This is a genomic window from Paenibacillus sp. SAFN-054 (genome assembly GCF_051966755.1).
In the GTDB taxonomy this organism is placed as follows: Bacteria; Bacillota; Bacilli; order Paenibacillales; family Paenibacillaceae; genus Paenibacillus_AQ.
This window is the reverse complement of the sequence record NZ_JBQCKS010000010.1, coordinates 40,927-66,421: the sequence shown is the minus strand read 5'-3', so window position 1 is coordinate 66,421 and position 25,495 is coordinate 40,927. Positions and strand designations below refer to the sequence as shown.

The 25,495-nt window shown below is 50.4% G+C and carries 27 protein-coding genes, 1 rRNA gene and 1 other annotated feature; of the genes, 27 read left to right on the top strand and 1 reads right to left on the bottom strand.

Translation table 11 applies throughout. From position 1 onward, the window contains the following. Positions 1–301 precede the first annotated feature (301 nt). The 9 genes from rrf (at position 302) to pssA (ending at position 10,591) form a co-directional block, all read left to right on the top strand. Positions 302–418: ribosomal RNA gene (gene rrf, locus ACTHPM_RS26715) — 5S ribosomal RNA — on the top strand. 416 nt (positions 419–834) lie between these two features. Beyond that, positions 835–2,004 carry a GNAT family N-acetyltransferase gene (locus ACTHPM_RS26710; protein WP_440398255.1) on the top strand — a complete coding sequence of 390 codons (1,170 nt, stop codon included), beginning with the start codon at positions 835–837 and terminating at the stop codon, positions 2,002–2,004. 543 nt (positions 2,005–2,547) lie between these two features. Continuing rightward, positions 2,548–3,009 carry a CtsR family transcriptional regulator gene (locus ACTHPM_RS26705; protein ID WP_440398256.1) on the top strand — a complete coding sequence of 154 codons (462 nt, stop codon included), beginning with the start codon at positions 2,548–2,550 and terminating at the stop codon, positions 3,007–3,009. Positions 3,010–3,037: 28 nt separating this feature from the next. Beyond that, the gene (locus ACTHPM_RS26700) at positions 3,038–3,562 is read left to right on the top strand and encodes a UvrB/UvrC motif-containing protein (RefSeq protein ID WP_440398257.1); all 525 of its coding nucleotides are present in this window, start codon (positions 3,038–3,040) and stop codon (positions 3,560–3,562) included. 31 nt (positions 3,563–3,593) lie between these two features. Further along, positions 3,594–4,655, top strand: coding sequence for a protein arginine kinase (locus ACTHPM_RS26695; RefSeq protein ID WP_440398258.1), 1,062 nt, complete (start codon positions 3,594–3,596; stop codon positions 4,653–4,655). A 33-nt stretch (positions 4,656–4,688) separates the two neighbouring features. Continuing rightward, positions 4,689–7,133, top strand: a complete 2,445-nt coding sequence (clpC, locus tag ACTHPM_RS26690) for an ATP-dependent protease ATP-binding subunit ClpC (protein WP_440398260.1) — start codon at positions 4,689–4,691, stop codon at positions 7,131–7,133. 216 nt (positions 7,134–7,349) lie between these two features. Next, positions 7,350–8,717 (top strand): DNA repair protein RadA, encoded by a 1,368-nt coding sequence (gene radA, locus ACTHPM_RS26685; RefSeq protein ID WP_440398261.1) that lies wholly within the window; start codon positions 7,350–7,352, stop codon positions 8,715–8,717. A gap of 13 nt (positions 8,718–8,730) precedes the next feature. Further along, positions 8,731–9,807 (top strand): DNA integrity scanning diadenylate cyclase DisA, encoded by a 1,077-nt coding sequence (gene disA, locus ACTHPM_RS26680; protein ID WP_160501056.1) that lies wholly within the window; start codon positions 8,731–8,733, stop codon positions 9,805–9,807. Between the two features lie 55 nt (positions 9,808–9,862). Continuing rightward, positions 9,863–10,591, top strand: coding sequence for a CDP-diacylglycerol--serine O-phosphatidyltransferase (pssA, locus tag ACTHPM_RS26675; protein WP_440398263.1), 729 nt, complete (start codon positions 9,863–9,865; stop codon positions 10,589–10,591). Between the two features lie 101 nt (positions 10,592–10,692). Here the strand turns inward: pssA and ACTHPM_RS26670 are convergent, their stop codons facing one another. Continuing rightward, a complete protein-coding gene (locus ACTHPM_RS26670; protein ID WP_440398264.1) occupies positions 10,693–11,088 on the bottom strand; it encodes a DUF1573 domain-containing protein in 396 nt (131 codons plus the stop codon). A gap of 206 nt (positions 11,089–11,294) precedes the next feature. Between ACTHPM_RS26670 and ACTHPM_RS26665 the strand changes: the two genes are divergently transcribed. From ACTHPM_RS26665 to ACTHPM_RS26580, 18 genes are all read left to right on the top strand, one after another. Further along, positions 11,295–12,371, top strand: a complete 1,077-nt coding sequence (locus ACTHPM_RS26665; protein ID WP_440398265.1) for a PIN/TRAM domain-containing protein — start codon at positions 11,295–11,297, stop codon at positions 12,369–12,371. Between the two features lie 60 nt (positions 12,372–12,431). Then, entirely contained in the window at positions 12,432–13,136 is a 705-nt protein-coding gene (gene ispD, locus ACTHPM_RS26660) for a 2-C-methyl-D-erythritol 4-phosphate cytidylyltransferase (RefSeq protein ID WP_440398266.1), read from the top strand. Then, positions 13,133–13,621 carry a 2-C-methyl-D-erythritol 2,4-cyclodiphosphate synthase gene (gene ispF / locus ACTHPM_RS26655; protein ID WP_440398267.1) on the top strand — a complete coding sequence of 163 codons (489 nt, stop codon included), beginning with the start codon at positions 13,133–13,135 and terminating at the stop codon, positions 13,619–13,621. The genes ispD and ispF overlap by 4 nt, the downstream gene beginning before the upstream one ends. Before the next feature lie 308 nt (positions 13,622–13,929). Continuing rightward, a complete protein-coding gene (gltX, locus tag ACTHPM_RS26650; RefSeq protein ID WP_440398268.1) occupies positions 13,930–15,393 on the top strand; it encodes a glutamate--tRNA ligase in 1,464 nt (487 codons plus the stop codon). A 629-nt stretch (positions 15,394–16,022) separates the two neighbouring features. Continuing rightward, entirely contained in the window at positions 16,023–16,706 is a 684-nt protein-coding gene (gene cysE, locus ACTHPM_RS26645; RefSeq protein ID WP_440398269.1) for a serine O-acetyltransferase, read from the top strand. A gap of 54 nt (positions 16,707–16,760) precedes the next feature. Next, complete coding sequence (cysS, locus tag ACTHPM_RS26640; RefSeq protein ID WP_440398270.1) at positions 16,761–18,167, top strand: cysteine--tRNA ligase; 1,407 nt, start codon at positions 16,761–16,763, stop codon at positions 18,165–18,167. Beyond that, on the top strand, positions 18,164–18,619 hold the full coding sequence (locus tag ACTHPM_RS26635; protein WP_440398271.1) for a Mini-ribonuclease 3: 456 nt from the start codon (positions 18,164–18,166) through the stop codon (positions 18,617–18,619). The genes cysS and ACTHPM_RS26635 overlap by 4 nt, the downstream gene beginning before the upstream one ends. 17 nt (positions 18,620–18,636) lie before the next feature. After that, the gene (gene rlmB / locus ACTHPM_RS26630) at positions 18,637–19,380 is read left to right on the top strand and encodes a 23S rRNA (guanosine(2251)-2'-O)-methyltransferase RlmB (RefSeq protein ID WP_440398272.1); all 744 of its coding nucleotides are present in this window, start codon (positions 18,637–18,639) and stop codon (positions 19,378–19,380) included. A 6-nt stretch (positions 19,381–19,386) separates the two neighbouring features. Next, a complete protein-coding gene (locus ACTHPM_RS26625; RefSeq protein WP_440398273.1) occupies positions 19,387–19,908 on the top strand; it encodes an NYN domain-containing protein in 522 nt (173 codons plus the stop codon). A gap of 163 nt (positions 19,909–20,071) precedes the next feature. Beyond that, positions 20,072–20,716 (top strand): RNA polymerase sporulation sigma factor SigH, encoded by a 645-nt coding sequence (gene sigH / locus ACTHPM_RS26620; RefSeq protein ID WP_440398274.1) that lies wholly within the window; start codon positions 20,072–20,074, stop codon positions 20,714–20,716. A gap of 397 nt (positions 20,717–21,113) precedes the next feature. Then, positions 21,114–21,263, top strand: coding sequence for a 50S ribosomal protein L33 (gene rpmG, locus ACTHPM_RS26615; protein WP_076176720.1), 150 nt, complete (start codon positions 21,114–21,116; stop codon positions 21,261–21,263). Positions 21,264–21,284: 21 nt separating this feature from the next. Then, complete coding sequence (gene secE / locus ACTHPM_RS26610) at positions 21,285–21,476, top strand: preprotein translocase subunit SecE (protein WP_036712533.1); 192 nt, start codon at positions 21,285–21,287, stop codon at positions 21,474–21,476. A gap of 31 nt (positions 21,477–21,507) precedes the next feature. Further along, positions 21,508–22,041 carry a transcription termination/antitermination protein NusG gene (nusG, locus tag ACTHPM_RS26605; protein ID WP_160501064.1) on the top strand — a complete coding sequence of 178 codons (534 nt, stop codon included), beginning with the start codon at positions 21,508–21,510 and terminating at the stop codon, positions 22,039–22,041. A 68-nt stretch (positions 22,042–22,109) separates the two neighbouring features. Then, the gene (rplK, locus tag ACTHPM_RS26600; RefSeq protein WP_160501045.1) at positions 22,110–22,535 is read left to right on the top strand and encodes a 50S ribosomal protein L11; all 426 of its coding nucleotides are present in this window, start codon (positions 22,110–22,112) and stop codon (positions 22,533–22,535) included. An 89-nt stretch (positions 22,536–22,624) separates the two neighbouring features. Continuing rightward, entirely contained in the window at positions 22,625–23,317 is a 693-nt protein-coding gene (gene rplA, locus ACTHPM_RS26595; protein WP_440398275.1) for a 50S ribosomal protein L1, read from the top strand. A 68-nt stretch (positions 23,318–23,385) separates the two neighbouring features. Next, positions 23,386–23,542, top strand: a sequence feature (ribosomal protein L10 leader region). 115 nt (positions 23,543–23,657) lie between these two features. Next, on the top strand, positions 23,658–24,161 hold the full coding sequence (gene rplJ, locus ACTHPM_RS26590; RefSeq protein ID WP_440398276.1) for a 50S ribosomal protein L10: 504 nt from the start codon (positions 23,658–23,660) through the stop codon (positions 24,159–24,161). Positions 24,162–24,230: 69 nt separating this feature from the next. Then, positions 24,231–24,596 carry a 50S ribosomal protein L7/L12 gene (gene rplL, locus ACTHPM_RS26585; protein WP_440398277.1) on the top strand — a complete coding sequence of 122 codons (366 nt, stop codon included), beginning with the start codon at positions 24,231–24,233 and terminating at the stop codon, positions 24,594–24,596. Between the two features lie 143 nt (positions 24,597–24,739). Continuing rightward, the gene (locus ACTHPM_RS26580; protein ID WP_440398278.1) at positions 24,740–25,345 is read left to right on the top strand and encodes a class I SAM-dependent methyltransferase; all 606 of its coding nucleotides are present in this window, start codon (positions 24,740–24,742) and stop codon (positions 25,343–25,345) included. Positions 25,346–25,495 lie beyond the last annotated feature (150 nt).

Here is a 25,495-nt window from a genome sequence, read left to right as displayed (position 1 = left end):
AGGTAGATAGGTTGGAGGTGGAAGTGCAGCAATGCATGGAGCTGACCAATACTAATCGGTCGAGGGCTTATCCTAAATTACCCACCAAAGTGAAGAAAAGCTTCGCAGCGGATTCCGAATACTTTGGCGGGGCCCGGAACAAGAGTGAAGGGCAAAGCTACTGAATTCTAAAACCAAATTCGTTTCGTATCTAGTTTTCAGGTGATTAAACATCTGATTCGCAGTTTAAGCTGCATGACTTTTCTAGTGTCGGATATTTTCCTGAAGGATTTCAGGGAGAGTAACGACCGGAAAAATCCTGTTTGGTGGCGATGGCGGAGGGGTTCCACGCGTACCCATCCCGAACACGACCGTTAAGCCCTCCAGCGCCGATGGTACTTGGACCGAAGGGTCCTGGGAGAGTAGGACGCCGCCAAGCAAAGAACCACTGTTGATAACAATCGACGGTGGTTTTTTTATGCCCAATGAACCTCTAAACCTGTGGATGGTTTGATTGTTAGGCGAATATCATCCACAACCACACCGATATTCTTCTTGAAACCCCGTACTTGTACACAAACATATGCACTTCTCCAACATACTTCATGCGATTTAAGATTTATGGCGTAAAGATCCGTCCACAAATTCACAATTTCATCCCCATCATACACAGGTTGCTGTGAAGAACATGCATTTTAGCAGCTAATTTTATCATTTAACACGTTGGCCTTGTGGGTAATTCGTTGACTTTGCACACACCCTTTGCGATACTGAGCATGTAATCCACAGAAAGAACGATAAATGGAAAGACATGATGTAGCCCCTCTTTTTGAATACATAAGTGAGGTGAATGGGATGGAAATCAGGACACTAAAACCGGACGACTTTGATGCCATGATCCGGCTGGGTGAATACGCCTTCCAATATCGGATGTCCGAGGAGTCGAAGGCGAACGCGAGACAACGCTTTAATCCTGAAACGGTATGGGGAGCCTTCGACGAAGAGGGCAAGCTGTGCGCCAAGCTTGGACTTCTGTCTGCTGATATTTTCGTGAACGGTGAGCGGATGCCGATGTCCGGCATCGGGGGCGTGGCAACATGGCCTGAATACCGCAGACAGGGATTGGTCAAGCAGCTTCTTACGCATTCCCTCCAGGTGATGAATGAATCGGGTAAGCTGCTCTCCTTGCTGCATCCCTTTTCGTTTCCTTTTTACCGCAAATTCGGCTTTGAAATGTTCTGTGATTATAAGAAGTATGTGATCCCGACCGATAAGCTTCCGGCAAAGGAGTCATTCGATGGGGATGTGCGCCGCGACATCACAGACATTGCTGTTTTAAACCGGATCTATGAAGCATACGCCCAAGGATACAACGGCATGATGCTCCGGAACGAGGATCGGTGGAAGCATTCCATTCTGGATGATGAGGGACATACCGCGGTTTACTACTCAGCATCCGGTGAGCCCGAGGGATATGTACTGTACAAAGCCGAGAAGAAGGAGCTATTGGTCGAAGAATTCGTCTGGTTGAATGAGGATGCGAGAAAAGGTCTGTGGGCATTCCTTTGCAATCACGATTCCATGGTCACTCAAACCATATTGGCACAGATGCCTGCAGATGATGGGCTGACCTATACGCTTCAGGACCCTCGAATCACGCAGGAGATCGTACCCTATGGAATGGCGCGGATCATCAATGCTGCAGGCTTTGTGGAGAATTTTGCTTTTGGGAAAAGCACACAACAACAGTCCTGGACGATACAAATCAGTGATCCATATGCTCCTTGGAATGAGGGGTGCTGGCAGTGGACTTTAACAGACGATGGCCGTGCTGCCGTTGAGGCTATTTCCGAGGCTAAGACTCAGCTTCAGTGCGACATTCAGACGCTTACCGTCATGATGATGGGGTATAAACGCCCGCAAGAGCTTCATAAACTGGGCAGACTGACCGGTGATGAGGAAGCCGTTCACCGCCTTGAGCTCGCCATCCCTCGGAACCAGACCTTTTTGCTGGACTACTTCTAATGTAATTTCGCGACTCCCTTCCTGATATTTCAAGTGGGGAGTTTTTTTGTCCGCACTGGCAGATCCTTCTTTGGACGTTTTCTTACCTAATAGGGGATGAAATCGGGCAAAAGGGTCAAAAATGTTAAAAGTGAAGCTTTCCCCTTGGCAAAACAGGATAATATGTTATAATATAGTCAAAGAAAGTCAAAGTCAGTTGGAGATCGAATAATGAACCTTGGACACTGCTTTGCAGTGAAGGTTTATGTATGATCCGAATTCTCGATTGTTACACTATACGAAGCAGAAGCTGCGGGAATACCGGCGGCCCATGTTTGTATTCTTTTCCGGTTCGCGTATAGAATCTTTGGTTAATTTTTATGGTATCGGCATCGATTCGTTTGGCTTCAAGGCCGTTCCGATTACTACATAAAAATGTTGCTGTAAGAAGGCCATCTGACAAGGTGGCTATCAGCAGTTTTTGAAGGAGACCATACCCAATTCTAACCGGACCCTAGGTGAAGCAACCGGCTTTCAAGCAGCAATACAAGTGGAGGATGAATGATGCGTAATATCTCTGATGTTATTGAACAATATCTGAAGGGTATTTTGCATGAAAGTCCCGAAGGATTGATCGAAATACAGCGTAATGATCTGGCGGATCATTTTTCATGCGTCCCTTCCCAGATCAATTATGTCATAAGCACAAGGTTTACGCTGGAAAAAGGCTATCTCGTGGAAAGCAAGCGCGGAGGTGGCGGTTATATCCGCATTCGGCGCATTGACCTTCCGCAGCATTCGGCGCTTCATACGCATCTGCATACGACGATTGGCAGCACGATCGACCAGACCGTCGCGGAAGGGCTGATTTATCAGCTGGAGGAGGCCCGCTTCTTAACGAAACGGGAAGCGAACATGATGCGAGCCGCGATTGCCCGAGAGGTCCTGATGGTCAAACTTCCCTACCGGGATGAGATACGTGCGAGAATCTTAAAGGCGATGCTGATTTCTTTGCTGGGCAAATGAGTCTGCGGAGAAAAGGAGGTACATCGATATGCTATGCCAGGAATGCGGCAAAAGGCCCGCAACACTGCATTTTACCAAAATCGTCAATGGCGAAAAAAATGAGTTCCATATCTGTGAAACCTGCGCGAGGGAAAAGGGAGAGATGATTCCGGGCTCCTCGGGCGGATTTTCCATACACAGCCTTTTATCAGGACTGCTTGATTTTGAGACGGCAGGAAAAGGGGCAGCCAGCAGCATCAAAGCGGCACAGTCGCAGCGCTGCGAGGAATGCGGCATGACCTATTCGCAGTTCAGCAAAATCGGCCGTTTCGGCTGCAGCTCCTGCTACAAATATTTTGACGACCGTCTCGATCCGCTCTTCAAAAGAGTGCACGGAAATACCGTGCATGTCGGCAAAGTGCCGAAGAGAAGCGGCGGCCGGATTCAATTGAAACGAAAGATCGATGATCTCAAGCTCGAACTGCAGCAGCGCATCCAGCAGGAAGAATTTGAGGAAGCTGCTCAGCTGCGGGACCAGATCAGAACACTTGAAAAAGAGATGGCAGGACAGTAATGTTCGCGGCAAGAGAGAGGAGGAATAGCGAATGCCCAATCTCCGGTTTACCGAGAAAGCGCTCAGTGAATGGATGCGGGGGACGGCAAGCGACTCCGATATCGTGATCAGCAGCCGGGTGCGAATCGCCCGGAACCTGCAGCACTTGCCTTTTCCTCTTTTGGCGACACGCCAGCAGTCGGAGGAAGTGCTGAATCGCCTGGCCAAGGTGTCGGAGGATCAGGATTTGCAGTCGATCGGAACGTTTTATACCATTAAATTGGATGAGATCGAGCCAATCGATAAAAAGGTGCTGGTCGAGAAGCATCTCATCAGCCCGAGCCTGGCTGGAGAGTCCCAGAATGGGGCCGTCATGATCAGCGAGGACGAATCCATCAGCATTATGATTAACGAAGAGGACCATCTTCGCATTCAATGTCTGTATCCGGGTTTTCAGGTCCGCGAGGCATGGGAAAAGGCAACGTCCATCGATGACCTGTTCGAGGCCGACGTGGATTATGCTTTTGACGATAAGCGGGGTTATCTGACCAGCTGCCCAACCAATGTGGGAACGGGGCTCCGGGCATCGGTCATGATGCATCTTCCGGCGCTGGTAATGACGCAGCAGATCAACCGGATTTTGTCCGCGGTTTCGCAGGTAGGCTTAACCGTTAGAGGAATTTACGGTGAAGGCAGCGAAGCAATAGGTAACCTGTTTCAAATCTCCAACCAGATTACGCTGGGACAGACGGAGAATGAGATCATCGACAACCTGCACAGCGTGGTGCTGCAAATCATCGAGCATGAGAAGAATGCCCGCACCCGCCTGATGAACGATTCACGCCTGCGGATTACGGACCGGATCAAACGGTCTTACGGTATTTTATCGTATGCGGAGGTCATGGATTCCAAGGAGGCCGGGCAGCGGCTATCCGACGTGCGACTCGGCATTGATCTCGGCATTGTGCAAGGACCATCGATTCCGGTAATGAACGAACTGAATGTCATGACGCAAGCTGGCTTTTTGCAGAAAAAATACGGCCACGACATGAACAGCGAGGAACGGGATATTTACCGGGCAAGGTTGATACGCGAAACACTGGCGCAAGCCTGAATTTAGATTTCAAACTCATGGAGGTGCAGGAGTATGATGTTCGGAAGATTTACGGAACGCGCTCAAAAGGTGCTGGCATTGGCACAAGAGGAAGCAGTACGTTTGGGCCACAACAACATCGGCACGGAGCATATTTTGCTTGGACTGATTCGCGAAGGAGACGGCATTGCCGCGAAGGCATTGATTGGTCTCGGACTCGGACTTGAAAAAATCCAGGATGAAGTGGAAACGCTCATCGGCAGAGGACAGGAGCAGCCGACCAATATCGCATACACTCCGCGTGCCAAGAAAGTCATTGAATTGTCGATGGATGAAGCCCGCAAGCTGGGTCATACCTATGTGGGAACTGAACATATTTTGCTGGGCCTGATCCGTGAAGGTGAAGGCGTGGCAGCGCGTGTGCTTAACAATCTGGGGATCAGCCTCAACAAGGCACGCCAGCAGGTACTGCAGCTGCTCGGAAGCAGCGAAGCGGTATCGAGCCACCATGGCTCTCAGGCGAACGTCAGCACGCCGACGCTGGATAGTCTTGCCCGTGATTTGACGGCCGCGGCCAAAGAGAGCAATCTTGACCCGGTCATCGGACGCAGCAAAGAAATCGAGCGCGTGATTCAAGTGTTGAGCCGCCGTACGAAGAACAATCCGGTTCTGATCGGTGAGCCAGGGGTAGGTAAGACCGCGATTGCGGAAGGCCTTGCCCAAAAAATCATCAATAACGAAATTCCTGAAACACTTCGCGACAAGCGCGTTATGACGCTGGATATGGGTTCTGTAGTCGCAGGTACGAAGTATCGCGGCGAATTCGAGGACCGTTTGAAAAAAATCATGGATGAGATCCGCCAGGCAGGCAATATCATCCTGTTCATCGATGAGCTGCATACGCTGATCGGTGCCGGCGGTGCAGAAGGCGCGATTGATGCCTCGAATATCCTGAAGCCTTCCCTGGCCCGCGGCGAACTGCAGTGCATCGGTGCCACGACGCTTGATGAATACCGTAAGTATATTGAAAAGGATGCCGCATTGGAGCGCCGCTTCCAGCCGATTACGGTAGATCAGCCTTCGCCTGAAGAAGCGGTTCAAATCCTGTTCGGTTTGCGTGACCGTTATGAAGCCCATCACCGTGTGAAGATTACGGACGAAGCGATCGTGGAAGCCGTGAAGCTGTCTGATCGCTATATTTCCGACCGGTTCCTGCCGGATAAGGCGATTGATCTGATTGATGAAGCAGGCTCCAAAGTAAGGCTTCATACGTATACGATCCCGCCAAATTTGAAAGAGCTGGAGAGCCGTCTCGAAGACATCCGCAAGGAAAAGGATTCTGCGGTGCAAAGCCAGGAATTCGAGAAGGCGGCTGCACTCCGCGACACCGAGCAGAAGATTCGGGAAGAGCTCGAGATCACGAAGAACCAATGGAAAGAAAAACAGGGCCGCACCGACTCCGAAGTGACTCCGGAGGATATCGCTCAGGTGGTAGCCAGCTGGACCGGCATTCCGGTACGCAAGCTGAAGGAAGAGGAAACCGAGCGTCTGCTTAATATGGAGCATATTCTTCATGAGCGCGTAATCGGTCAGGAAGAGGCGGTCAAAGCCGTCAGCCGCGCCGTACGCCGCTCGCGTGCGGGTCTGAAGGATCCGAAGCGTCCGATTGGTTCGTTTATATTCCTCGGACCTACCGGTGTAGGTAAAACCGAGCTTGCCCGTGCACTTGCGGAAGCCATGTTCGGCGATGAAAATGCGGTAATCCGGATCGACATGTCCGAATACATGGAGAAACACTCCACCTCCAGACTCGTCGGGGCGCCTCCGGGGTACGTCGGTTACGAGGAAGGCGGCCAATTGACCGAAAAAGTACGCCGCAAGCCTTACTCCGTCGTCCTCCTGGATGAGATCGAAAAAGCGCATCCGGAAGTATTCAACATCCTGCTGCAGGTGCTCGAAGACGGACGCCTGACCGACTCCAAGGGACGCGTCGTCGACTTCCGTAATACGCTGATCATCCTGACGTCGAACGTCGGAGCCGAAGCCATCAAGCGCAATTCGACGTTGGGCTTCACGGCTGTGCACGATTCCGGCGCTGACTACAACAATATGAAGGATAAGGTCATGGGCGAGCTGAAAAAGAGCTTCCGTCCGGAGTTCCTGAACCGGATCGACGAAATCATCGTCTTCCACTCGCTGGAAGAGAAGCATATTGCCGAAATCGTCACGCTGATGTCCGAGGAGCTTCGCAAACGCCTGCGTGAATACGATGTGGACTTTACGCTGACCGACAAGGCAAAAGACTTCTTGGCCAAAGAGGGCTATGATCCTGCCTTCGGTGCCCGTCCGCTCCGCCGGGCGATTCAGAAGCATATTGAGGACCGTTTATCCGAAGAGCTTCTGACCGGCAATGTGGCTAAAGGCGATTCGCTTGTCATTGACGAAGAAGATGGCGCATTGACCGTGAAGAAGAACGATAACGTTTCGGCCAGTTCCTAATTCGGAATGTGCTGATCCAATAAGAAAACATGAGCTTGATAAGGGATTGCCTCGCTGCTTTGGCATAAAGCGGCGGGTCAATCCCTTTATACGTGTATCTAAACTTTTCGCAAATACTTTACGATAAATCTGAATAAATGGTAAAATTAAAATAATGCCAATTTTCTGAGCGATCGACAAAAAAAGACAAATTTCCATGTACCCAAAGGAGAGATCATGGCTAAAACGAAAACGAAGTTCTACTGTACGGAATGCGGCTATGAGGCTGCCAAATGGTATGGTAAATGTCCAGGTTGTCAGGCTTGGAACTCGATGGTGGAAGAAACGGAAAGCGTCATTAAAACCCAGGGAATGAATTCTCCGCTTTTTCATAGTAAAGAAAAGGCGCTTTCGATCATAAATATAGAAAGCAGCAATGAAGCGCGCGTGCAAACCGGCATCGGGGAACTGAACCGCGTGCTGGGCGGCGGGATCGTTCCAGGTTCGCTGATTCTGGTCGGCGGGGATCCGGGGATCGGTAAATCGACGCTGCTGCTGCAAACATCGCATGCATTGACACAGTCGGGGCTCAGAGTGCTTTATGTATCCGGGGAGGAATCCGTAAGACAGACCAAGCTTCGCGCTGATCGTCTGGGAGCATTATCCGCCGAGCTGTACGTCCTGTGTGAAACGAATATGGATCTGATCGAAGAGGCGATTAACAGCATACAGCCGCAATTTTTGGTGATCGACTCCATACAAACCGTTTATATACCTGAAGTGACAAGCGCTCCAGGCAGCGTGGCTCAGGTCAGGGAGTGTACGGCGCGCTTTATGCGCGTAGCCAAAGGCATGGGCATTGCAACCGTGCTTGTCGGGCATGTTACGAAGGAAGGGGCCATTGCCGGCCCGAGACTTCTTGAACATATGGTGGACTGCGTACTGTACTTTGAAGGCGAACGGCATCATACGTACCGGCTTCTGCGGGCCGTGAAGAATCGTTTCGGCTCGACCAATGAGATCGGTATCTTCGAGATGAACGAGTCGGGCCTGGTGGAAGTGGAGAATCCTTCCGAGCTGTTCCTGTCGGAGCGGCCGCTCGGCGTAGCCGGTTCGACGGTTGTCGCCAGCATGGAGGGAACCCGTCCGGTACTGGTGGAGCTGCAAGCGTTGATCTCGTCCACGCATTTCCCGTCGCCGCGCCGGATGTGCACCGGGGTTGACCATCACCGCATGGGACTCATTATTGCCGTCCTGGAGAAACGGATGGGCATGTTCCTGCAGAATCAGGATGCATATCTGAATGTGGCGGGCGGCGTGAAGCTGGATGAACCGGCCGTCGATTTGGCGATTGCTGTCAGCATCGCCTCCAGCTTTCGAGATATTCCGACAAAGCCATTTGACGTTATGTTCGGCGAAGTTGGCCTGACCGGGGAAGTCAGAGCAGTCTCCCGGGCGGAGCAGCGCGTCAAGGAGGCCGAGAAACTCGGCTTCAAACGAATCATCATGCCGGAGAAGAGCCTGAAAGGTTGGAGGCATCCCAAAGGCATAGAGATCATCGGCATCAATACCGTGGCAGATGCACTAGCGGTCGCGTTAGATTAGGGGGCATATAGAGATGAAGGAACCTAGCCAATTGGATAAAATGAACGACCTGCTGAAGCTGGTTGCGCCGGGCACGCCGTTTCGGGATGGCCTGGAAAACGTGCTGCGGGCCAAAACCGGAGGGCTGCTTGTCGTCGGCTACAGTCCGGAAGTGATGGAGGTGGTCGATGGGGGTTTTTCGATCAACTGTGATTTTTCACCCAACTATTTATACGAGTTAGCCAAGATGGATGGGGCCATTATACTGAGTGAGGATCTGAAGCGGATTCTGTACGCCAATACCCAGCTGATTCCTGATTCATCCATCTCCTCGATCGAGACCGGCATCCGTCACCGTACGGCCGAACGGGTAGCGAAGCAGACCGGCAAGCTGGTCGTATCCATCTCCCAGCGCCGTAACATCATTACTTTATATCAGGGTACGCTGAGATATGCGCTCAAAGAAATCGGCGTTATTCTGACCAAGGCGAACCAGGCTATTCAAACGCTTGAGAAATACCGTGCAGTGCTCAACCAGTCGCTGACGAACCTGTCGGCATCCGAGTTCGAAGAATTGGTTACCGTTCCGGAAGTGGTCAACGTCATTCAGCGCGTCGAGATGGTGCTGCGCATCAAAATGGAAATCAAGCGCTACATCAATGAGCTCGGCAATGAGGGCCGCTTGATCAGCATGCAGATGGAAGAACTCGTCAGCAACATGGAGGAGGAAGCATGGCTGCTGTATAAGGACTATGCAAGGGAAGACAACGACGAGAAGATCCGGGAGATGATCGCAGGACTGAAGCGGGCAACCGATGATGAACTGCTGGATATCCATTATGTCATGCGTCTTCTCGGGTATCCCTTGTCGGCTGCAACCTCCGAAGAGTCCGTCGCTCCGAGGGGTTACCGCATCCTGAACAAAATTCCGCGTCTGCCAAATGTCATTATCCACAACCTGGTTGAACGCTTTGGACAGCTGCCGCACGTCATGATGGCAACCATTGAGGAATTGGATGAAGTGGATGGAATTGGCGAAGTCAGAGCCCGCAACATCAAAGAAGGACTCAAGCGTTTACAGGAACAAGTATTCATTGACAGACAAATTTAAATGCCATACAATCAATGGATGATACGGGGGTACAAATAATATTCGAGGTGAAGAAATGTTTACGAAATCAATTCCGAACTTGTTTACGTTAGGAAACTTGTTTCTCGGAATGGTAGGAATCATGCTGGCTTTCGACAATAAATTAAGCCTCGCTGCCATCATGATTATTATTGCAATGCTTTGTGACGGTTTGGACGGCCGGATGGCCCGGGCGCTCAATGCGCAGAGCGAATTCGGCAAGGAACTGGACTCCCTCTCGGATGTAATCTCTTTTGGTGTCGCACCCGCACTCATCATGTATGTAACTTCTTTCCATGGCATGCATCATGCACTGATCTGGACCGTGACCGCGATTTTCCCGATTTGCGGAGCGCTGCGTCTGGCAAGATTCAATGTTCAATCCGGGATTCCGGGATATTTTATTGGCTTACCTATACCGGCTGCAGGCGGCGTTCTGGCCACCCTGTCGCTGTTTCATAAAGAAATATCGGCCCCTTATATGATCATTGCCATGCTGATCCTTTCGTATCTGATGGTCAGCTCGGTGAAATATCCTAATTTTAAAAAAGTCGGACTTCCGAAAAAAGCGGTGATGTACGCACCCGTTGTGATTGTGGCTGCCGTTGCTGTCGCCGTGATATTCCCGGATCAAATCTCCAAGCTGATCTTTGTACCGCTCGTGCTTTACGCCGCGTACGGATTGAAGCAAAATGTGGAGAAGCTGACCCGCAGACGTCATCATGACCAATCGGCGGAGCATGAAGTGTATAACGACCATTCATAAGAGAACCGTTCCGAAATGATAAAAAGCATTTATTTCCTGCTTCGGCAGAGAAATAAATGCTTTTTTGGTTTTGGTGGTTATCCAGCGCTGTCATGCTGGCTTTATGACAAATTAAACAAGCCGAGAGTGGAGCATTTTTGTGATTCTTTCTGAACGACCTCATCCATGTTGATATCGAGCAGATTGCATAAGGCCGACATGTAGAAAATGTTGCGCCCCAGCTCGGTACTGATAATTTCCCTGCAGTTTTCGCACAATTCCCCGCGAACGTGAGTCCGTACCACTTCCTTGGCATCCTCCAGGTCAACCTCAGGTTCAAAGGACTGCTTGGTAGCATGCAGTTCGATACAGCCGCAGTCCGTAACGGCCTTGGCGACTGCCCGATTAACGGAAGCGCTGCTTTGTCCATTCTTAGACAGCACATCCAAAAGACTGCGGTGGCGGAGCAACAGTTCGGAAACCTGATCCTGAAAAGCCTGTAAACTTGGTGCGCTCATTTTCCTTTTCACCTCTAGCATAAGAATTGAATTCATTATATGCCAGGCATTTGCCCATTTTCAACCAGAAATGACACAGCACACTCAAGTTCATCTCTAAAAATGAATAGAAAAATTTGATGCACCAAGGATTACGCAGACCAAAATTGGACCATACTGCTAAGGAAATATGTAGAACTAATACAATCAAGGAGGTGTGGGAACATATGCTTAGAAAATTCGTTTTGGCATTTGCCGGTCTTTGCGGTGCTTGGGCAGGCTTTGCATTGCACCAGGCAGGCGGATGGACGTTCCCGAGGTTAGGTATTGATCAATCCGTATGGGGTCATCTGATGTTTGCAGCGCTTGGCGCAATTTTATTTTTGTTGATAGGTTCCCTTTGTGCGCAGACTTTAACATCCCGCCTGCAATCGATGCAGCAGCTGCTGGCGGGCTTGCCGATGAATGAACTGGCTGCCGGGGCTGCGGGTCTTACGGGAGGTCTGCTGCTGTCGCTGCTGATTTATCCGAGTCTGGCTTGGGCCGGTAAAGCCGGAGAGCTAGCAGCTGTAGGCTTGACTCTTTTATGTGGGTACATGGGATTCCGGATCGGTTTGGACAAAAAGGATGAGCTTGCGACGCTCTGGACATCCGGCAGATGGAGCAAAGGGGATGCCTACGAAGACCGGAAGATCGAAGAACATAAGATCCTGGATACCAGCGTGATCATCGACGGCCGGATTGCCGATATCTGCAAGACGGGCTTTATCGAAGGGACGATCGTCATTCCGGAGTTTGTACTCGAGGAGCTTCAGCATATCGCGGATTCCTCAGATTTGCTTAAACGTAACCGCGGCCGGCGGGGACTTGATATTTTGAACAAAATTCAGAAGGAACTGGACGTGCGGGTGCTGATCTACGAAGGGGACTTCGAGGAAATTTCGGAGGTGGACAGCAAGCTGGTGAAGCTCGCCAAGGTGCTTCAAGGAAAAGTCGTCACCAACGATTTCAACCTGAACAAGGTGTGCGAGCTGCAAGGAGTTTCGGTGCTTAACATCAACGATCTCGCGAATGCGGTGAAGCCGGTCGTCCTGCCGGGGGAAGAAATTATGGTGCAGGTGATCAAGGACGGCAAGGAACATGGCCAGGGAGTGGCCTATCTGGACGACGGAACCATGATTGTGGTTGAGGGTGGACGTGACTATATCGGCAGCATGATGGAGGTCTTGGTGACCAGCGTCCTCCAGACATCGGCGGGACGGATGATTTTTGCCAAACCGAAACTGTTGGAAAAAGCCCAGTAAAAGGGGTATGATGGGGGTATACATTTTTTCTGGCAGGGATTGAGGGAGGCAGGACGAAGCTTGGACACTGAAAGCCATGTGGGCGTGGTGGTGGTTTCCGCGGGCAAAGGCACGCGAATGGGAACCCCTGAAAGCAAGCAGTATTTGCTGCTGGAGGACAAGCCCATCATTATGCATACTCTGGAAGTTTTCGAACAGATGCCGCTGGTTCAGGAAATCGTGCTGGTCACAGGGGCTGATGATATCGAGCGATGCTCCGCGTGGATTGCGGAGTACGGGCTTCGCAAGGTAATAAAGGTGATACCGGGCGGCGGCGAAAGACAGCAGTCCGTTTATAGAGGCTTGTTGGAAATCGGAACGGATTGGGTAATGGTGCATGATGGCGTACGCCCATTCGTCAAGCCCGAACATGTGGAGGCATGCCTGCGGAAAGCCCAGCTTTCCGGCGCGGCAGTCCTTGCGGTGAAGGTGAAGGATACCATCAAGCAGGTGAGCGAGTCGGGAACGATCGAAGCAACACCCGACCGCCGAAGTCTGTGGGCGATTCATACCCCACAGGCTTTTCGTCTTTCTGAATTGAAGCAGGCGCATGAGCAGGCCGCGGCAGACGGCTTTACAGGGACGGATGATTCCATGCTCATGGAGAGAATGGGGTCTGCGGTTGCCGTCGTCGAAGGCAGCTATACGAATATCAAAATAACGACGCCGGAAGATTTGGAATATGCCGCATTCATGCTGAAACGTGAGGGAGAGAAGAATACATGATACGTTTAGGACAGGGGTTTGACGTGCACCAGCTTGCAGAGGGCAGGCCATGCATTATCGGGGGCGTGACGATTCCATATGAAAAGGGACTGCTAGGGCATTCGGATGCCGACGTGCTGCTGCATGCCATTACGGATGCCATTCTGGGGGCGCTGGCGCTTGGGGATATCGGAAAGCATTTTCCGGATACGGATCCGGAATTCAAGGATGCGGACAGCTTGAAGCTGCTGCTTCATATTTGGGAGATGGCCAAGGAGCGGGGATACCGCCTTGGCAACATCGATTCCACCATTATCGCGCAAAAGCCGAAAATGGCTCCATATATTCCGCAAATGGTGGAAGTGATCGCCCGTGCGCTGGATGCTGACGTCGATCAGGTCAACATCAAAGCGACGACGACCGAGCAGCTCGGCTTTACTGGCCGCGGCGAGGGAATCGCTGCGCAGTCCGTTGTCTGCCTTGTGAAAGATGTATTATCATCTTGAAGGATTTGAAGAGGGAAAAGGTATAAAGCATTGTCCAATTCATTGCGAACTTATTATGGCGAAAAGTAGCGGAGGGGACGGAATCGTTTTGAAGAAGCGCGAGCGGTCGCCTAAAAGCTTTCCTTAGGAAAGCTCGCTTCGGAAGTATATGCTTTGTTTCCGTAATTTTAACCTTTGTAATATTTAATCGAGAAAATACGGGGACAACAGCGATCGGAAAAACGATCCGTAACCGTAGCGGTCACTTCGCACATTTCAGGAACGTGATGTATGAATTGAATGCAAACACAAAAGCGGAGGGGATTACCATGACCAATAAAGTTCGCGTACGATACGCACCGAGTCCTACTGGACATTTACATATCGGAAATGCCAGAACGGCGCTGTTTAACTATTTGTATGCCCGCAATCAGGGCGGAGATTTCGTGATTCGTATCGAGGATACGGACGTGAAGCGCAACATCGCCGGCGGCGAGGAAAGCCAGCTCAAATATTTGAAATGGCTTGGCCTGGACTGGGACGAGAGCATTGACGTAGGTGGCGAATACGGCCCTTACCGTCAAACCGAGCGCCTCGATATTTATAACAAATACACGCAGGATCTGCTCAGCAGAGGCCTGGCTTACCGCTGCTACTGCACGGAAGAGGAGCTTGAAAAGGAACGTGAGGAGCAGATGTCCCGCGGCGAAACGCCTCGTTATTCCGGCAAGCACCGGGATCTTACCGAGGATCAGTGCAAGGCTTTCGAAGCGGAAGGCCGCACGGCGAGCATCCGTTTCCGTGTGCCTGAAGACAAAACCTATACGTTCGATGATATCGTCAAGGGTGAGATTTCGTTTAATACGCAGGACACCGGCGACTTTGTTATCGTGAAAAGAGACGGAATTCCGACATATAACTATGCGGTTGTCATCGACGACTACCTAATGAAAATTACCCATGTACTGCGCGGAGAGGACCATATTTCAAATACGCCGCGCCAGCTGATGATCTATGAAGCGCTTGGCTGGGAAGCGCCCCGCTTCGGTCATATGACATTGATCGTCAACGAGAACCACAAAAAGCTGAGTAAGCGGGATGAATCGATCATCCAGTTTATCGAACAATATGATCAGCTCGGATATTTGCCTGAGGCGTTGGTTAACTTCATCGCGCTTCTCGGTTGGTCGCCGGAAGGGGAAGAGGAGATTTACAGCCTCGAAGAACTGATTAAAATTTTCAACCCGGACCGTTTATCGAAGAGCCCGGCCGTGTTTGACCAGAACAAGCTCGCCCATTTGAACAACGCCTACATCAAGAACGCCGATCCGGACCGTATCGCGAAGCTGGCAATCCCGCATTTGCAAAAAGCAAGCCGCCTGCCCGCGGAGCTAAGCGAAGAGCAGGAAGCATGGGCTAAAAATCTGGTGGCATTGTACCAGGAGCAAATGGTGGCTGCGTCCGATATCGTCGGCTTGTCCGACATGTTCTTCCGGACGCATCTGGAGGTCGATCATGAGGCTCTGCCGATTCTTGCAGAGGAACAGGTGCCGACCGTACTGAAATCCCTCGTAGACAAAATTGAGGCTTCCGAGGAATACACGGCAGCCCACATCGCCGTCCTGATCAAAGAAGTGCAGAAGGAAACCGGATTTAAGGGCAAGCAGCTGTTCATGCCGATCCGCGTGGCAATTACCGGACAAATGCATGGCCGCGATTTGAACGAAACGATTTACCTGATGGGCAAGGATCGGGTCATCGAACGCTTGAGATCGCAAATTAAAGGAGCCTGAAGGGGCCAGTCCGCTTCCTTTTAGCCGAATAGCGCCGAAAACATTTCTTGTCAGTCTGATGTATTTTCGGATATAATAACTACCAAAATAAGATCTATTACCACCTGTCTTAAACAGCAGGTTTCGAATAGATCATGCTGCAAACAGCGACGAACAGGAGAAGTACGCTTTAGCCAAGGGCATTTGCCAGAGAGGATAACCTCATGGAGATACAGCTTTCCATGCGGCTGGAAGTTATCCATATGCCGACTGCGGAAATGCGCCTGCGAGCTGCATGGATGAGCGGTTCAGCACGTGAACCGTTAGACTGTGCCGGGAGGTCCCCCGTTATCAGGACAGACGAGACGAATTCGTCCCCGGCCATGCAAGACAGAAGGCATGTGCCGACCAGGAAGGATTCAAGCAGAGTGGAACCGCGTATAACGCCTCTGCAGCGAAAGCTGCCGAGGCGTTTTTTGGTTTTGAGATATAGGAATGGGTTGCATTCAGGGCCTTAGCTGCCTTATATCGCACAAATGATGACCGCCGGTAGGGTGTAAATGAACTGGAGTAATCCTTCGATTTATGTAATAAGACGTCTTTCGCGGCACTTTCGCGAGGAACAGAAGAGGACGAAGAGGGGAACGGGTATGTTTAAGCAGATCAGATCGGATATCCAGACGGTATTTGAAAATGATCCGGCCGCCAGAAGATTGTTCGAAGTGGTATTCACATATTCAGGACTGCATGCCATCTGGGCCCACCGGGTTGCCCATAAGCTGTATACCCGCCGGTGGTTTACCCTGGCGCGCATCATTTCGCAGTTCAGCCGTTTCATGACGGGGATTGAAATCCATCCCGGCGCCAAGATCGGCAAAAGACTCTTTATCGACCATGGGATGGGCGTGGTGATCGGGGAAACCTGCGAGATCGGCGATGACGTCGTCATTTACCAAGGGGTAACCCTGGGCGGTACGGGCAAGGAAAAGGGAAAGAGGCACCCGACAATAGGGAATAATGTCGTTATCGCTTCCGGCGCGAAAGTGCTGGGCTCTTTCAAGGTGGGAGATCAGAGCAACATCGGCGCGAATTCTGTCGTTTTGAAGGAGGTTCCCGCGAATAGTACGGTTGTCGGCATTCCCGGTACGATAGTGAAACAGGATGGCCGGCGGGTGGACCGCCTCAGCCATCAGCTCCCGGATCCGATCGTCGATTCCATCCGCAGCATGCAGCAGGAGATGGACCGGCTGCGCGGCGAAATCGAAGGCCTCAAAAACGAAAACAACGAATTGGTTCGGATCAAAGCTGCTGCCGGAAGAGAGCACAGGGAGTAGGAGTGGCTTGCTCCGTTAATGGATCGACTTTTATTAAAGAAAGGAAATGTGACGATGGCACTTCAAATTTACAATACAATCATTCGGTCGAAGGAAGAGTTCGCACCGCAGGAACCCGGAAAGGTGAAAATGTACGTATGCGGACCGACCGTGTATGACTATATTCATATCGGCAACGCACGGCCGATGATATTTTTCGATGTGGTCCGCACGTATTTGGAGCAGATCGGCAATGAAGTGAATTACGTAGTGAATTTTACCGACGTGGACGACAAGCTCATCCGCAAGGCGGAACAGCTGGGCAGCACCGTTCCTGAGGTTGCCGACAGATTTATCGCGGCATACTTCGAGGATCTGGAAGGCCTCGGCATTCACAAGGCGACAATCAATCCGCGCGTAACGGAGAACATGGACAATATCATTGCCTTTATAACGGAACTCGAGCAAAATGGCTATGCTTACGAAAAGGGCGGGGACGTATTCTACCGGACGAACAAGTTTCCGGGCTACGGCAAGCTGTCGCATCAGAAGCTGGATGAGCTGCAGTTCGGCATCCGGATCAACGTCGACGAGCGCAAGGAGAATCCGGAGGATTTCGTGCTCTGGAAAGCCGCCAAGCCGGGTGAAATCTTTTGGTCGAGTCCATGGGGAGACGGCCGTCCCGGCTGGCATATCGAATGCTCCGCCATGGCACGCCGTTATCTCGGCGACACGATCGATATCCACGGCGGCGGACAGGATCTGCAGTTTCCGCATCATGAGTGCGAGGTCGCACAGTCCGAAGCGCTGACAGGCAAGCCGCTCGCCAACTATTGGATGCATAACGGCTACATTAAAATCAATAACGAGAAAATGTCGAAATCGCTCGGCAACGGTATCCTCGTCAAGGATCTTCGCAAGGAGTTCAAGAAGGAAGCGATTCGTTATTTCATGCTCTCGACCCATTACCGCAATCCGCTGAACTTTAACGCGGAAACGATGGATCAGGCGACAAACAGCGTGGAGCGTATCGCGAATGCCGTCGGCAATTTGAAGCACCGCCTTGAAACCGCAACGGCAGACGGCCATGGTCCGGTCCGGGAGGAAATGAAGCAAAAGCTGGACGGTATTTTGAAGCAGTACTATGAAAAAATGGATGACGACTTCAATACGCCGGATGCCATTACGGCGATGTTCGAGTGGGTGAATGAAGCGAACCTGCTGCTGCAGGAGCCGGTCGCCAATCCGGAAGATCTGAAAGCCATGCTGTCCGCCTTCGACGAACTGAACGCCGTGCTTCGCCTGTACGCAGGAGACGAGGCAGAGCTGCTTGACGAAGAAGTGGAGAAGCTCATCGCAGAGCGCGTGCAGGCCCGCAAGGATAAAAACTGGAGCCGTGCCGATGAAATCCGCGATACGCTTGCAGCGCAGGGGATCGTGCTTGAGGATACGGCGCAGGGTATGCGCTGGCGGCGGAAATGAGCGGCCAAGACAATCCGGGGCTGACACCTGAAGCGGGATGGTTCGATTTTCCGCCTTCCAGGCAGCCCCGGCTGATTCCGCCGATCGTGCTTGCCTATATCGGTGATGCCATTTATGAGGTCGCGGTCCGGCAGTACCTGATTTCCAAGCAGAACCTGAAGCCTCATCAGCTCCACCGCCAGGCCACCGGCATGGTATCGGCGAAAGCACAGAGCCGGATCGTGACCGCGCTTGAGCCCGTGTTAACGGATGAGGAGAAGGATGTCGTAAGGCAAGGACGCAACGCCAAATCCGGGAGCATTCCCAAGAACGCCGACGTGCTGGAATACCGGCACGCCACGGCCTTTGAAAGCCTGATCGGGTACCTGTATTACATGCAGCGTCTGGATCGGATGCGGGAGCTGATCGGAATGGGTATAGAATATATGGAGCAAGAGCAGCATGTAAAATAAAGCTTGTGGAGGATATCATGGAAGAAGAAATTATCGGCGGGAAGCATTCGGTCATCGAAGCGCTCAAATCCGGCCGTACGATCAATAAAATTTGGGTTGCCGAAAATGCGCAAAAGCATCTGACCCAGCCGATCATCATCGAGGCCAAGAAGCTGGGCATCGTCATTCAGCAGGTAGATAAGCGCAAGCTTGACCAGCTGGCGCCCGGAATGCAGCATCAGGGCGTTGTCGCTCAAGTAGCACCCTACGCTTATGCGGAAGTAGAGGATATCCTGCTTGCGGCAGAAGACAAAGGGGAGCCGCCTTTTATTCTGCTGCTGGATGAAATTGAGGATCCTCATAATCTGGGATCGATTCTCCGTACCGCGGACTGCACCGGCGTGCATGGTGTTATCGTTCCCAAGCGCCGCTCAGCACAGGTTACGGCAACGGTCTCGAAAACATCGGCCGGAGCCGCGGAGTATGTGCCTGTTGCGAGAGTGACCAATCTGGGTCAGACCATTGATGCTCTGAAGGAAAAAGGAATCTGGGTCGTAGGCACCGATGTATCAGCAGCAGCCGGTATTTACGAAACCAACGTTTTCGACGGGCCGGTAGCTATCGTCATCGGAAATGAAGGCAAGGGCATGGGACGGCTAATCCGTGAAAAATGCGACGTCCTGATCAAGCTGCCGATGAACGGGCAGATCAATTCACTGAACGCCTCGGTGGCTGCTGGTGTGGTCATGTACGAAGTATTGCGCCGCCGCAACCAAGGTTAACGTGCAATGGCAGATTTGCGGGATGTGCTTCTGGTGGACGGCTATAACATGATCGGAGCCTGGCCGTCTCTTGCGAAGCTGTCGCAAATCAGCATGCAGGAGGCGCGCGATAATTTGCTCGGCATGCTCGCGGATTATCAGGCTTTCACCGGCCGCAAGGTTATTGCCGTCTTCGACGCATACCGGGTGCCGGGGCTCGGCAAAGCCTTTCACCAAAGTAAAATTCAGGTTTACTTCACGAAAGAGAAGGAAACTGCCGATGAATGTATAGAGCGGCTCGTAGGAGAACTCAGCCTTCGCAGCCGCAAAATATACGTGGCGACCAGCGATTTCATCGAGCAGCATGTGATTTTTGCCCGTGGTGCGCTTCGGCTATCTGCCCGGGAGCTTCTGATCGAGGTGGAAAACTGCCAAAAGGCAATTCAAAACCGCATTAAGCATGATCAAGCTGCTTCTACACGGAACACGCTGGACAGCAAGCTCAAACCGGAGCTCAGGGAAATATTCGAGAAATGGCGCAGAGAATAACAAAATATGGAAGTTATTACAAATTTGAATCTCTTGACAATTTTGTTATTCATGTTCTTTTTTAGGGAATACGTGGTTGACGGCTTGAACTGCCATCATATATACTGTTCGTATATTTCACAGAGTAACGGGGTACCTTGCGTTGCAGCCGGGGGGATTCTTGGTGAGTGTAGACCTCAAAGAATTAACGTTGTCGGATTACGAGTATAAGTCAGATGAGGACGTTGTCGAATATTTTCGCGAAGGCGATAGCGAAGCGCTGGAGTTCTTGATTAACAAGTACCGGAATTTCGTACGCGCCAAAGCCAGGTCTTACTTTTTGATCGGTGCCGACCGGGAAGATATCATTCAGGAAGGCATGATCGGCTTATACAAATCGATTCGCGATTTCAGAACGGACAAGCAGTCTTCGTTCAAAGCCTTTGCCGAGCTGTGCATTACACGGCAGATCATTACGGCGATCAAGACGGCGACGAGACAGAAGCATATTCCGCTGAACTCATATGTATCTTTGGACAAGCCGATTTACGATGAAGATTCCGACCGTACGCTGCTTGATGTGATTTGCGGTTCCCAGGTTTCAGATCCTGAGGAGCTGATTATTAACCAGGAAGAGTTTGTGGGCCTGGAGGACAAGATGTCCGAAATTTTAAGTGACCTGGAACGCAAAGTGCTGATGCTGTACTTGGACGGCCGCTCCTATCAAGAGATCGCGGTCGATTTGAAGAGGCATGTGAAATCGATTGACAATGCACTGCAGCGGGTCAAACGCAAATTGGAACGTTATTTGGAAGTTCGCGACAATTAGACGCTTTGATGGAAAAGGCTCATTTCAGAGTCTTTTTTTTTCACAGAGGAAGTTTGCCAAGGTTTAAGCACAACAGGAATGAATCATAATGGTAAATGAATGCAGGCGGCTTTCGTCAGAGAAAAAAGGCTTGAAACGACAAGGGAAAAAGCGGTTTTTGCATGCCGAAAACAGAGGGATTCTTTCGTTGACACGGGTTGACCCTTATGATAAAGTGTTTTAGGTAGGCCTAAATTCGCGTGTTTTAATGAATATTCGAGCAAAGACCGGTCGGTTTTTGTTTCTTATTCATTTCGCAGGAACGGTTTTTTTCTTTTCAGCAATGAAGGGCTTGGGCTGTTCTGCTAGGAAATATAGACCCTTCTGAAAAGAAGGAAGTCTTCGGGAGGTGCACAGCATGCGGGTAATTATCACTTTGGCTTGTACGAACTGCAAACAAAGAAACTATACGACTACCAAAAACAAGCGAAATCACCCCGACCGCATGGAGATGAAGAAATTTTGCAAGTTCTGTAACGAGCAAACTCCTCATCGCGAAACCAGATAGTTTTTTGGAGGTGTAGTCGGCGTGAAAAGTAGTTTCAAGTCTCTGTTTTCCTTTTTCTCTGAAAGCTGGGCGGAGCTCAAAAAAGTTCGCTGGCCTAATCGTAAAGAGCTGACGAATTATACTCTGATCGTCCTCGGCACCATTGTATTCGTCACGATTTATTTTTGGGTTCTGGATATCGGCATTTCCGCTGTGATCGAAGCGATTATTTAAGAAGGGTCCCGGGTGGCTTGATATGGAAACTATGGAAAAAAGATGGTACGTTGTGCATACCTATTCCGGGTATGAGAACAAGGTAAAGGCCAATTTGGAGAAACGCGTTGAGTCTATGGGCATGGAAGACAAGATATTCCGCGTTCTTGTTCCGATGGAAGAAGAAATCGTAAACAAAGACGGTAAGAAGAAGACCGTCATGAGAAAAGTTTACCCCGGTTATGTCTTGGTTGAAATGATCCAGACCGACGACTCTTGGTATGTTGTCCGCAATACGCCTGGAGTTACAGGGTTCGTCGGATCGACGGGTTCGGGTTCCAAACCGACTCCACTGCTTCCGGAAGAGGTTGAGCAAATCCTGAAGCATATGGGGATGGAAGAACCGAAGCCGAAGATCGAATTCGACATCAAAGAATCTGTGCGTATCAAGGTTGGTCCGTTTGCGAATTTTGTGGGCTCTGTAGAAGAAATTCTGGCCGACAAGAGCAAACTCAAAGTTCACGTCAACATGTTTGGACGGGAAACCCCGCTTGAGCTGGATTATACTCAGGTGGAGAAGATATAATTATCTTCAGGTTTCTTGTGGGAGGGGCAACCTAGTCCCGTTAACCACTTTTGAAGGAGGTGTCTTACATGGCAAAAAAGGTAATCAAAATGGTAAAACTGCAAATCCCTGCAGGTAAAGCGAATCCAGCACCACCGGTAGGTCCAGCATTGGGTCAAGCAGGTGTCAACATCATGGCATTCTGTAAAGAATTCAACGCTCGTACTGCTGATCAAGCTGGTCTGATTATTCCGGTTGAAATCTCGGTATTTGAAGATCGTTCCTTTACGTTTATCACTAAAACTCCACCGGCTGCAGTTCTGCTTCGCGTAGCTGCAAAAATCGAGAAGGGTTCCGGCGAACCTAACAAGAAAAAGGTGGCAACAGTTAAACGTAGCGCGGTTCGTGAAATCGCTGAAACAAAAATGCCTGACCTTAACGCTGCTTCCGTAGAAGCTGCTATGCGTATGGTTGAGGGTACTGCCCGTTCTATGGGTATCAATATCGAAGACTAATTTTTATTCGGTTTTTCTGCGACAACCGGTCAAGCGTGACCGGCACATGTGGGAGGAATTTCCGTTAAAACCACAAAGGAGGAACAAACATGGCGAAACATGGTAAGAAATATGTTGAAGCTGCCAAGCTGATTGACAGCGAAACATTTTACGAGCCTTCAGAAGCTGTTGAGCTTGTGAAAAAGGCTGCGACTGCCAAATTCGACGAAACCGTTGAAGTTGCTGTTCGTCTGGGCGTAGACCCGCGTAAACAAGACCAGGCTGTTCGTGGTGTTGTTGTACTGCCTCACGGCACAGGTAAAACACAACGCGTACTGGTATTTGCAAAAGGTGACAAAGCGAAAGAAGCGGAAGCGGCTGGCGCGGATTATGTTGGCGATCAAGACATGATCAACAAAATCCAACAGGGCTGGTTCGAATTCGACGTCTGCGTAGCTACACCTGACATGATGAGCGAAGTCGGTAAACTGGGTCGTCTGCTCGGTGGTAAAGGCCTCATGCCTAACCCTAAAGCAGGTACAGTTACATTCGATGTTTCCAAGGCTGTTCAAGAAATTAAAGCCGGTAAAATCGAATACCGTCTGGACAAAGCAGGTCAAATCCACGCTCCAATCGGTAAAGTATCCTTTGATGCGACTCAACTGAATGAGAACCTCAAAGCTCTCATCGACGCACTCAACCGTGCTAAACCGGCTGCTGCAAAAGGTGTTTATCTGAAAGGGATCGCAGTATCCTCGACGATGGGACCAAGCGCACGCGTGAGCACAGCTACTTACAGATAATAAAAATAACGTTGACTTCTGTCACGTTATCTGATAATCTGTTAAAGTTGTTGCAAAGAAGTGACCATTAAAGTTGAATATGCTTACCGTAGACAGTAGGTGCCATCAAGGCTTAATTTCCTACCGAGGTGTTGTGATAGAATTTAGATGTTTGAATGAATTCGGTTCGGACAAACATCATTTATCAGGCCTTCGTGATTCTACGGAGGCTTTTTACTTGCCTAGAACGTAGTAGAGGGCGGAAGCAGTCATGCTTTTCGTCTGAACCTATAGCAGAATGTCCCGGCGACCGGATCACTCCGGTGGCTGAGGACAGTGAAATTTTTCAGGAGGTGTAGACATGGCAAACGCTAAAGTGATTCAAGCGAAACAAGAAGCAGTAGAAGTTGTGACGGCTAAATTGCGCGACAGCGCATCTACCGTTGTTGCAGACTACCGCGGATTGAACGTTTCCCAGGTGACTGAACTGCGTAAGCAGCTTCGTGAAGCTGGCGTTGAATTCCAAGTGTTGAAAAACACGTTGCTGCGCCGCGCTACCGCTGCTGCTGAGCTGACTGAACTGGACGAAGTTTTGACCGGTCCTACAGCGATTGCATTCAGCGCGGAAGACGCCGTAGCTCCAGCAAAAATCCTTAACGATTTTGCTAAAAAGAACGATGCTTTGAAATTGAAAGGTGGCGTGGTCGAAGGCCGTGTAGTTGGCGTTGACCAAGTCAAAGCGCTGGCAGAACTGCCATCCCGCGAAGGTCTCCTTTCCATGCTCCTCAGCGTGCTTCAAGCTCCAATGCGCAACTTCGCGCTTGCAGTTAAAGCCGTTGCAGAGAAAGAAGAACAAGGCGCGTAAGCACTTGCTTCTTCCCGCAATATGAAGTACAACCACAAAAAACTTTTATTATAAAATGGAGGTTCAACCATGAGTAAAGAGCAAATCTTGGAAGCAATCAAAGGTATGACTGTTTTGGAACTGAACGATCTTGTTAAAGCAATCGAAGAAGAATTCGGCGTAACTGCTGCAGCTCCAGTAGCTATGGTAGGCGGCGGCGCTGGCGCAGCTGAAGCTGAAGAGCAATCCGAATTTGACGTAATCCTGACTAACGCTGGTGCTTCCAAAATCAACGTTATCAAAGCGGTTCGCGAAATCACTGGCCTTGGCTTGAAAGAAGCTAAAGACCTCGTTGACAACGCACCAAAACCACTTAAAGAAAAAGTGGCTAAAGAAGAAGCTGAATCCGTTAAAGCAAAATTGGAAGAAGCAGGCGCTACTGTAGAAGTGAAGTAATTCCTTCTTAAGCGGCATTGAACATAACAAACCCCTTGAATCCTCAAGGGGTTTGTTTTTGTAAAAACAGTCTGTCCTTGAGGTCTGAGTTGCGGCCGGAAGGGGAATTCTGTGAATACAAGACCAAGATACGGAGGAACGGCATGTCACAGCATTACTATTCGAATCAGCCGGAAGCCAGTCATGACCGGCGTCAGCTGGAAGAAACGCTTCGAGGCCAAACCTTGAAGTTCGTTAGCGACGCGGGGGTGTTTTCCAAAAAGGGCGTGGACTTTGGCAGCAAGGTTCTGATTGAAGCGATGGATATTCCGGAGCATGCGGAAGTTCTCGATGTCGGGTGCGGATACGGCCCTATCGGATTTGTGGCCGCTCGACTAGCTGTTAAGGGTCATGTGACGATGCTCGACGTGAACTCCCGTGCAGTGGAGCTGGCCAAGGAAAATGCGAAGCTGAATGGCATCGGAAATGTGACCGTTCTGGAAAGTGACCTGTTCGCTGCTGTTAAAGACAAGAGCTTTGATGTCGTACTGACCAATCCGCCGATCCGTGCCGGCAAAGATACCGTGCATGCGATTTTTGAACAGGCTTATGCACATTTGCGGGACGGTGGAACGCTGTGGATTGTTATTCAGAAGAAGCAGGGTGCACCTTCGGCAAAGGCCAAGCTTGAAGGGTTGTTTGGGCGAGTGGAGGAAGTCACGAAGGATAAAGGCTACCGGATTTTTAAGGCTATAAAAACTTCTCAATAATGTGCAATAGGACTATTGACTTGAAATTACTGATGTGATATTATTATAAAATGTCAGTATTAGGATAGGCTTCTTGTCTTTAGTTGACTGAAATGTCAATAGTTTTTATGCGGAGAGATGCATAAACGAGGGCATGTTCACGTATAATAT

What these genes read in the sequence shown, in the direction of transcription:
- ACTHPM_RS26710 (WP_440398255.1), top strand. Translation starts at nt 835, where the DNA reads ATGGAAATCAGGACACTAAAACCGGACGACTTTGATGCCATGATCCGG.
- ACTHPM_RS26705 (WP_440398256.1), top strand. Translation starts at nt 2,548, where the DNA reads ATGCGTAATATCTCTGATGTTATTGAACAATATCTGAAGGGTATTTTG.
- ACTHPM_RS26700 (WP_440398257.1), top strand. Translation starts at nt 3,038, where the DNA reads ATGCTATGCCAGGAATGCGGCAAAAGGCCCGCAACACTGCATTTTACC.
- ACTHPM_RS26695 (WP_440398258.1), top strand. Translation starts at nt 3,594, where the DNA reads ATGCCCAATCTCCGGTTTACCGAGAAAGCGCTCAGTGAATGGATGCGG.
- clpC (WP_440398260.1), top strand. Translation starts at nt 4,689, where the DNA reads ATGATGTTCGGAAGATTTACGGAACGCGCTCAAAAGGTGCTGGCATTG.
- radA (WP_440398261.1), top strand. Translation starts at nt 7,350, where the DNA reads ATGGCTAAAACGAAAACGAAGTTCTACTGTACGGAATGCGGCTATGAG.
- disA (WP_160501056.1), top strand. Translation starts at nt 8,731, where the DNA reads ATGAAGGAACCTAGCCAATTGGATAAAATGAACGACCTGCTGAAGCTG.
- pssA (WP_440398263.1), top strand. Translation starts at nt 9,863, where the DNA reads ATGTTTACGAAATCAATTCCGAACTTGTTTACGTTAGGAAACTTGTTT.
- ACTHPM_RS26670 (WP_440398264.1), bottom strand. Translation starts at nt 11,088, where the DNA reads ATGAGCGCACCAAGTTTACAGGCTTTTCAGGATCAGGTTTCCGAACTG.
- ACTHPM_RS26665 (WP_440398265.1), top strand. Translation starts at nt 11,295, where the DNA reads ATGCTTAGAAAATTCGTTTTGGCATTTGCCGGTCTTTGCGGTGCTTGG.
- ispF (WP_440398267.1), top strand. Translation starts at nt 13,133, where the DNA reads ATGATACGTTTAGGACAGGGGTTTGACGTGCACCAGCTTGCAGAGGGC.
- gltX (WP_440398268.1), top strand. Translation starts at nt 13,930, where the DNA reads ATGACCAATAAAGTTCGCGTACGATACGCACCGAGTCCTACTGGACAT.
- cysE (WP_440398269.1), top strand. Translation starts at nt 16,023, where the DNA reads ATGTTTAAGCAGATCAGATCGGATATCCAGACGGTATTTGAAAATGAT.
- cysS (WP_440398270.1), top strand. Translation starts at nt 16,761, where the DNA reads ATGGCACTTCAAATTTACAATACAATCATTCGGTCGAAGGAAGAGTTC.
- ACTHPM_RS26635 (WP_440398271.1), top strand. Translation starts at nt 18,164, where the DNA reads ATGAGCGGCCAAGACAATCCGGGGCTGACACCTGAAGCGGGATGGTTC.
- rlmB (WP_440398272.1), top strand. Translation starts at nt 18,637, where the DNA reads ATGGAAGAAGAAATTATCGGCGGGAAGCATTCGGTCATCGAAGCGCTC.
- ACTHPM_RS26625 (WP_440398273.1), top strand. Translation starts at nt 19,387, where the DNA reads ATGGCAGATTTGCGGGATGTGCTTCTGGTGGACGGCTATAACATGATC.
- rpmG (WP_076176720.1), top strand. Translation starts at nt 21,114, where the DNA reads ATGCGGGTAATTATCACTTTGGCTTGTACGAACTGCAAACAAAGAAAC.
- nusG (WP_160501064.1), top strand. Translation starts at nt 21,508, where the DNA reads ATGGAAAAAAGATGGTACGTTGTGCATACCTATTCCGGGTATGAGAAC.
- rplK (WP_160501045.1), top strand. Translation starts at nt 22,110, where the DNA reads ATGGCAAAAAAGGTAATCAAAATGGTAAAACTGCAAATCCCTGCAGGT.
- rplA (WP_440398275.1), top strand. Translation starts at nt 22,625, where the DNA reads ATGGCGAAACATGGTAAGAAATATGTTGAAGCTGCCAAGCTGATTGAC.
- rplJ (WP_440398276.1), top strand. Translation starts at nt 23,658, where the DNA reads ATGGCAAACGCTAAAGTGATTCAAGCGAAACAAGAAGCAGTAGAAGTT.
- rplL (WP_440398277.1), top strand. Translation starts at nt 24,231, where the DNA reads ATGAGTAAAGAGCAAATCTTGGAAGCAATCAAAGGTATGACTGTTTTG.
- ACTHPM_RS26580 (WP_440398278.1), top strand. Translation starts at nt 24,740, where the DNA reads ATGTCACAGCATTACTATTCGAATCAGCCGGAAGCCAGTCATGACCGG.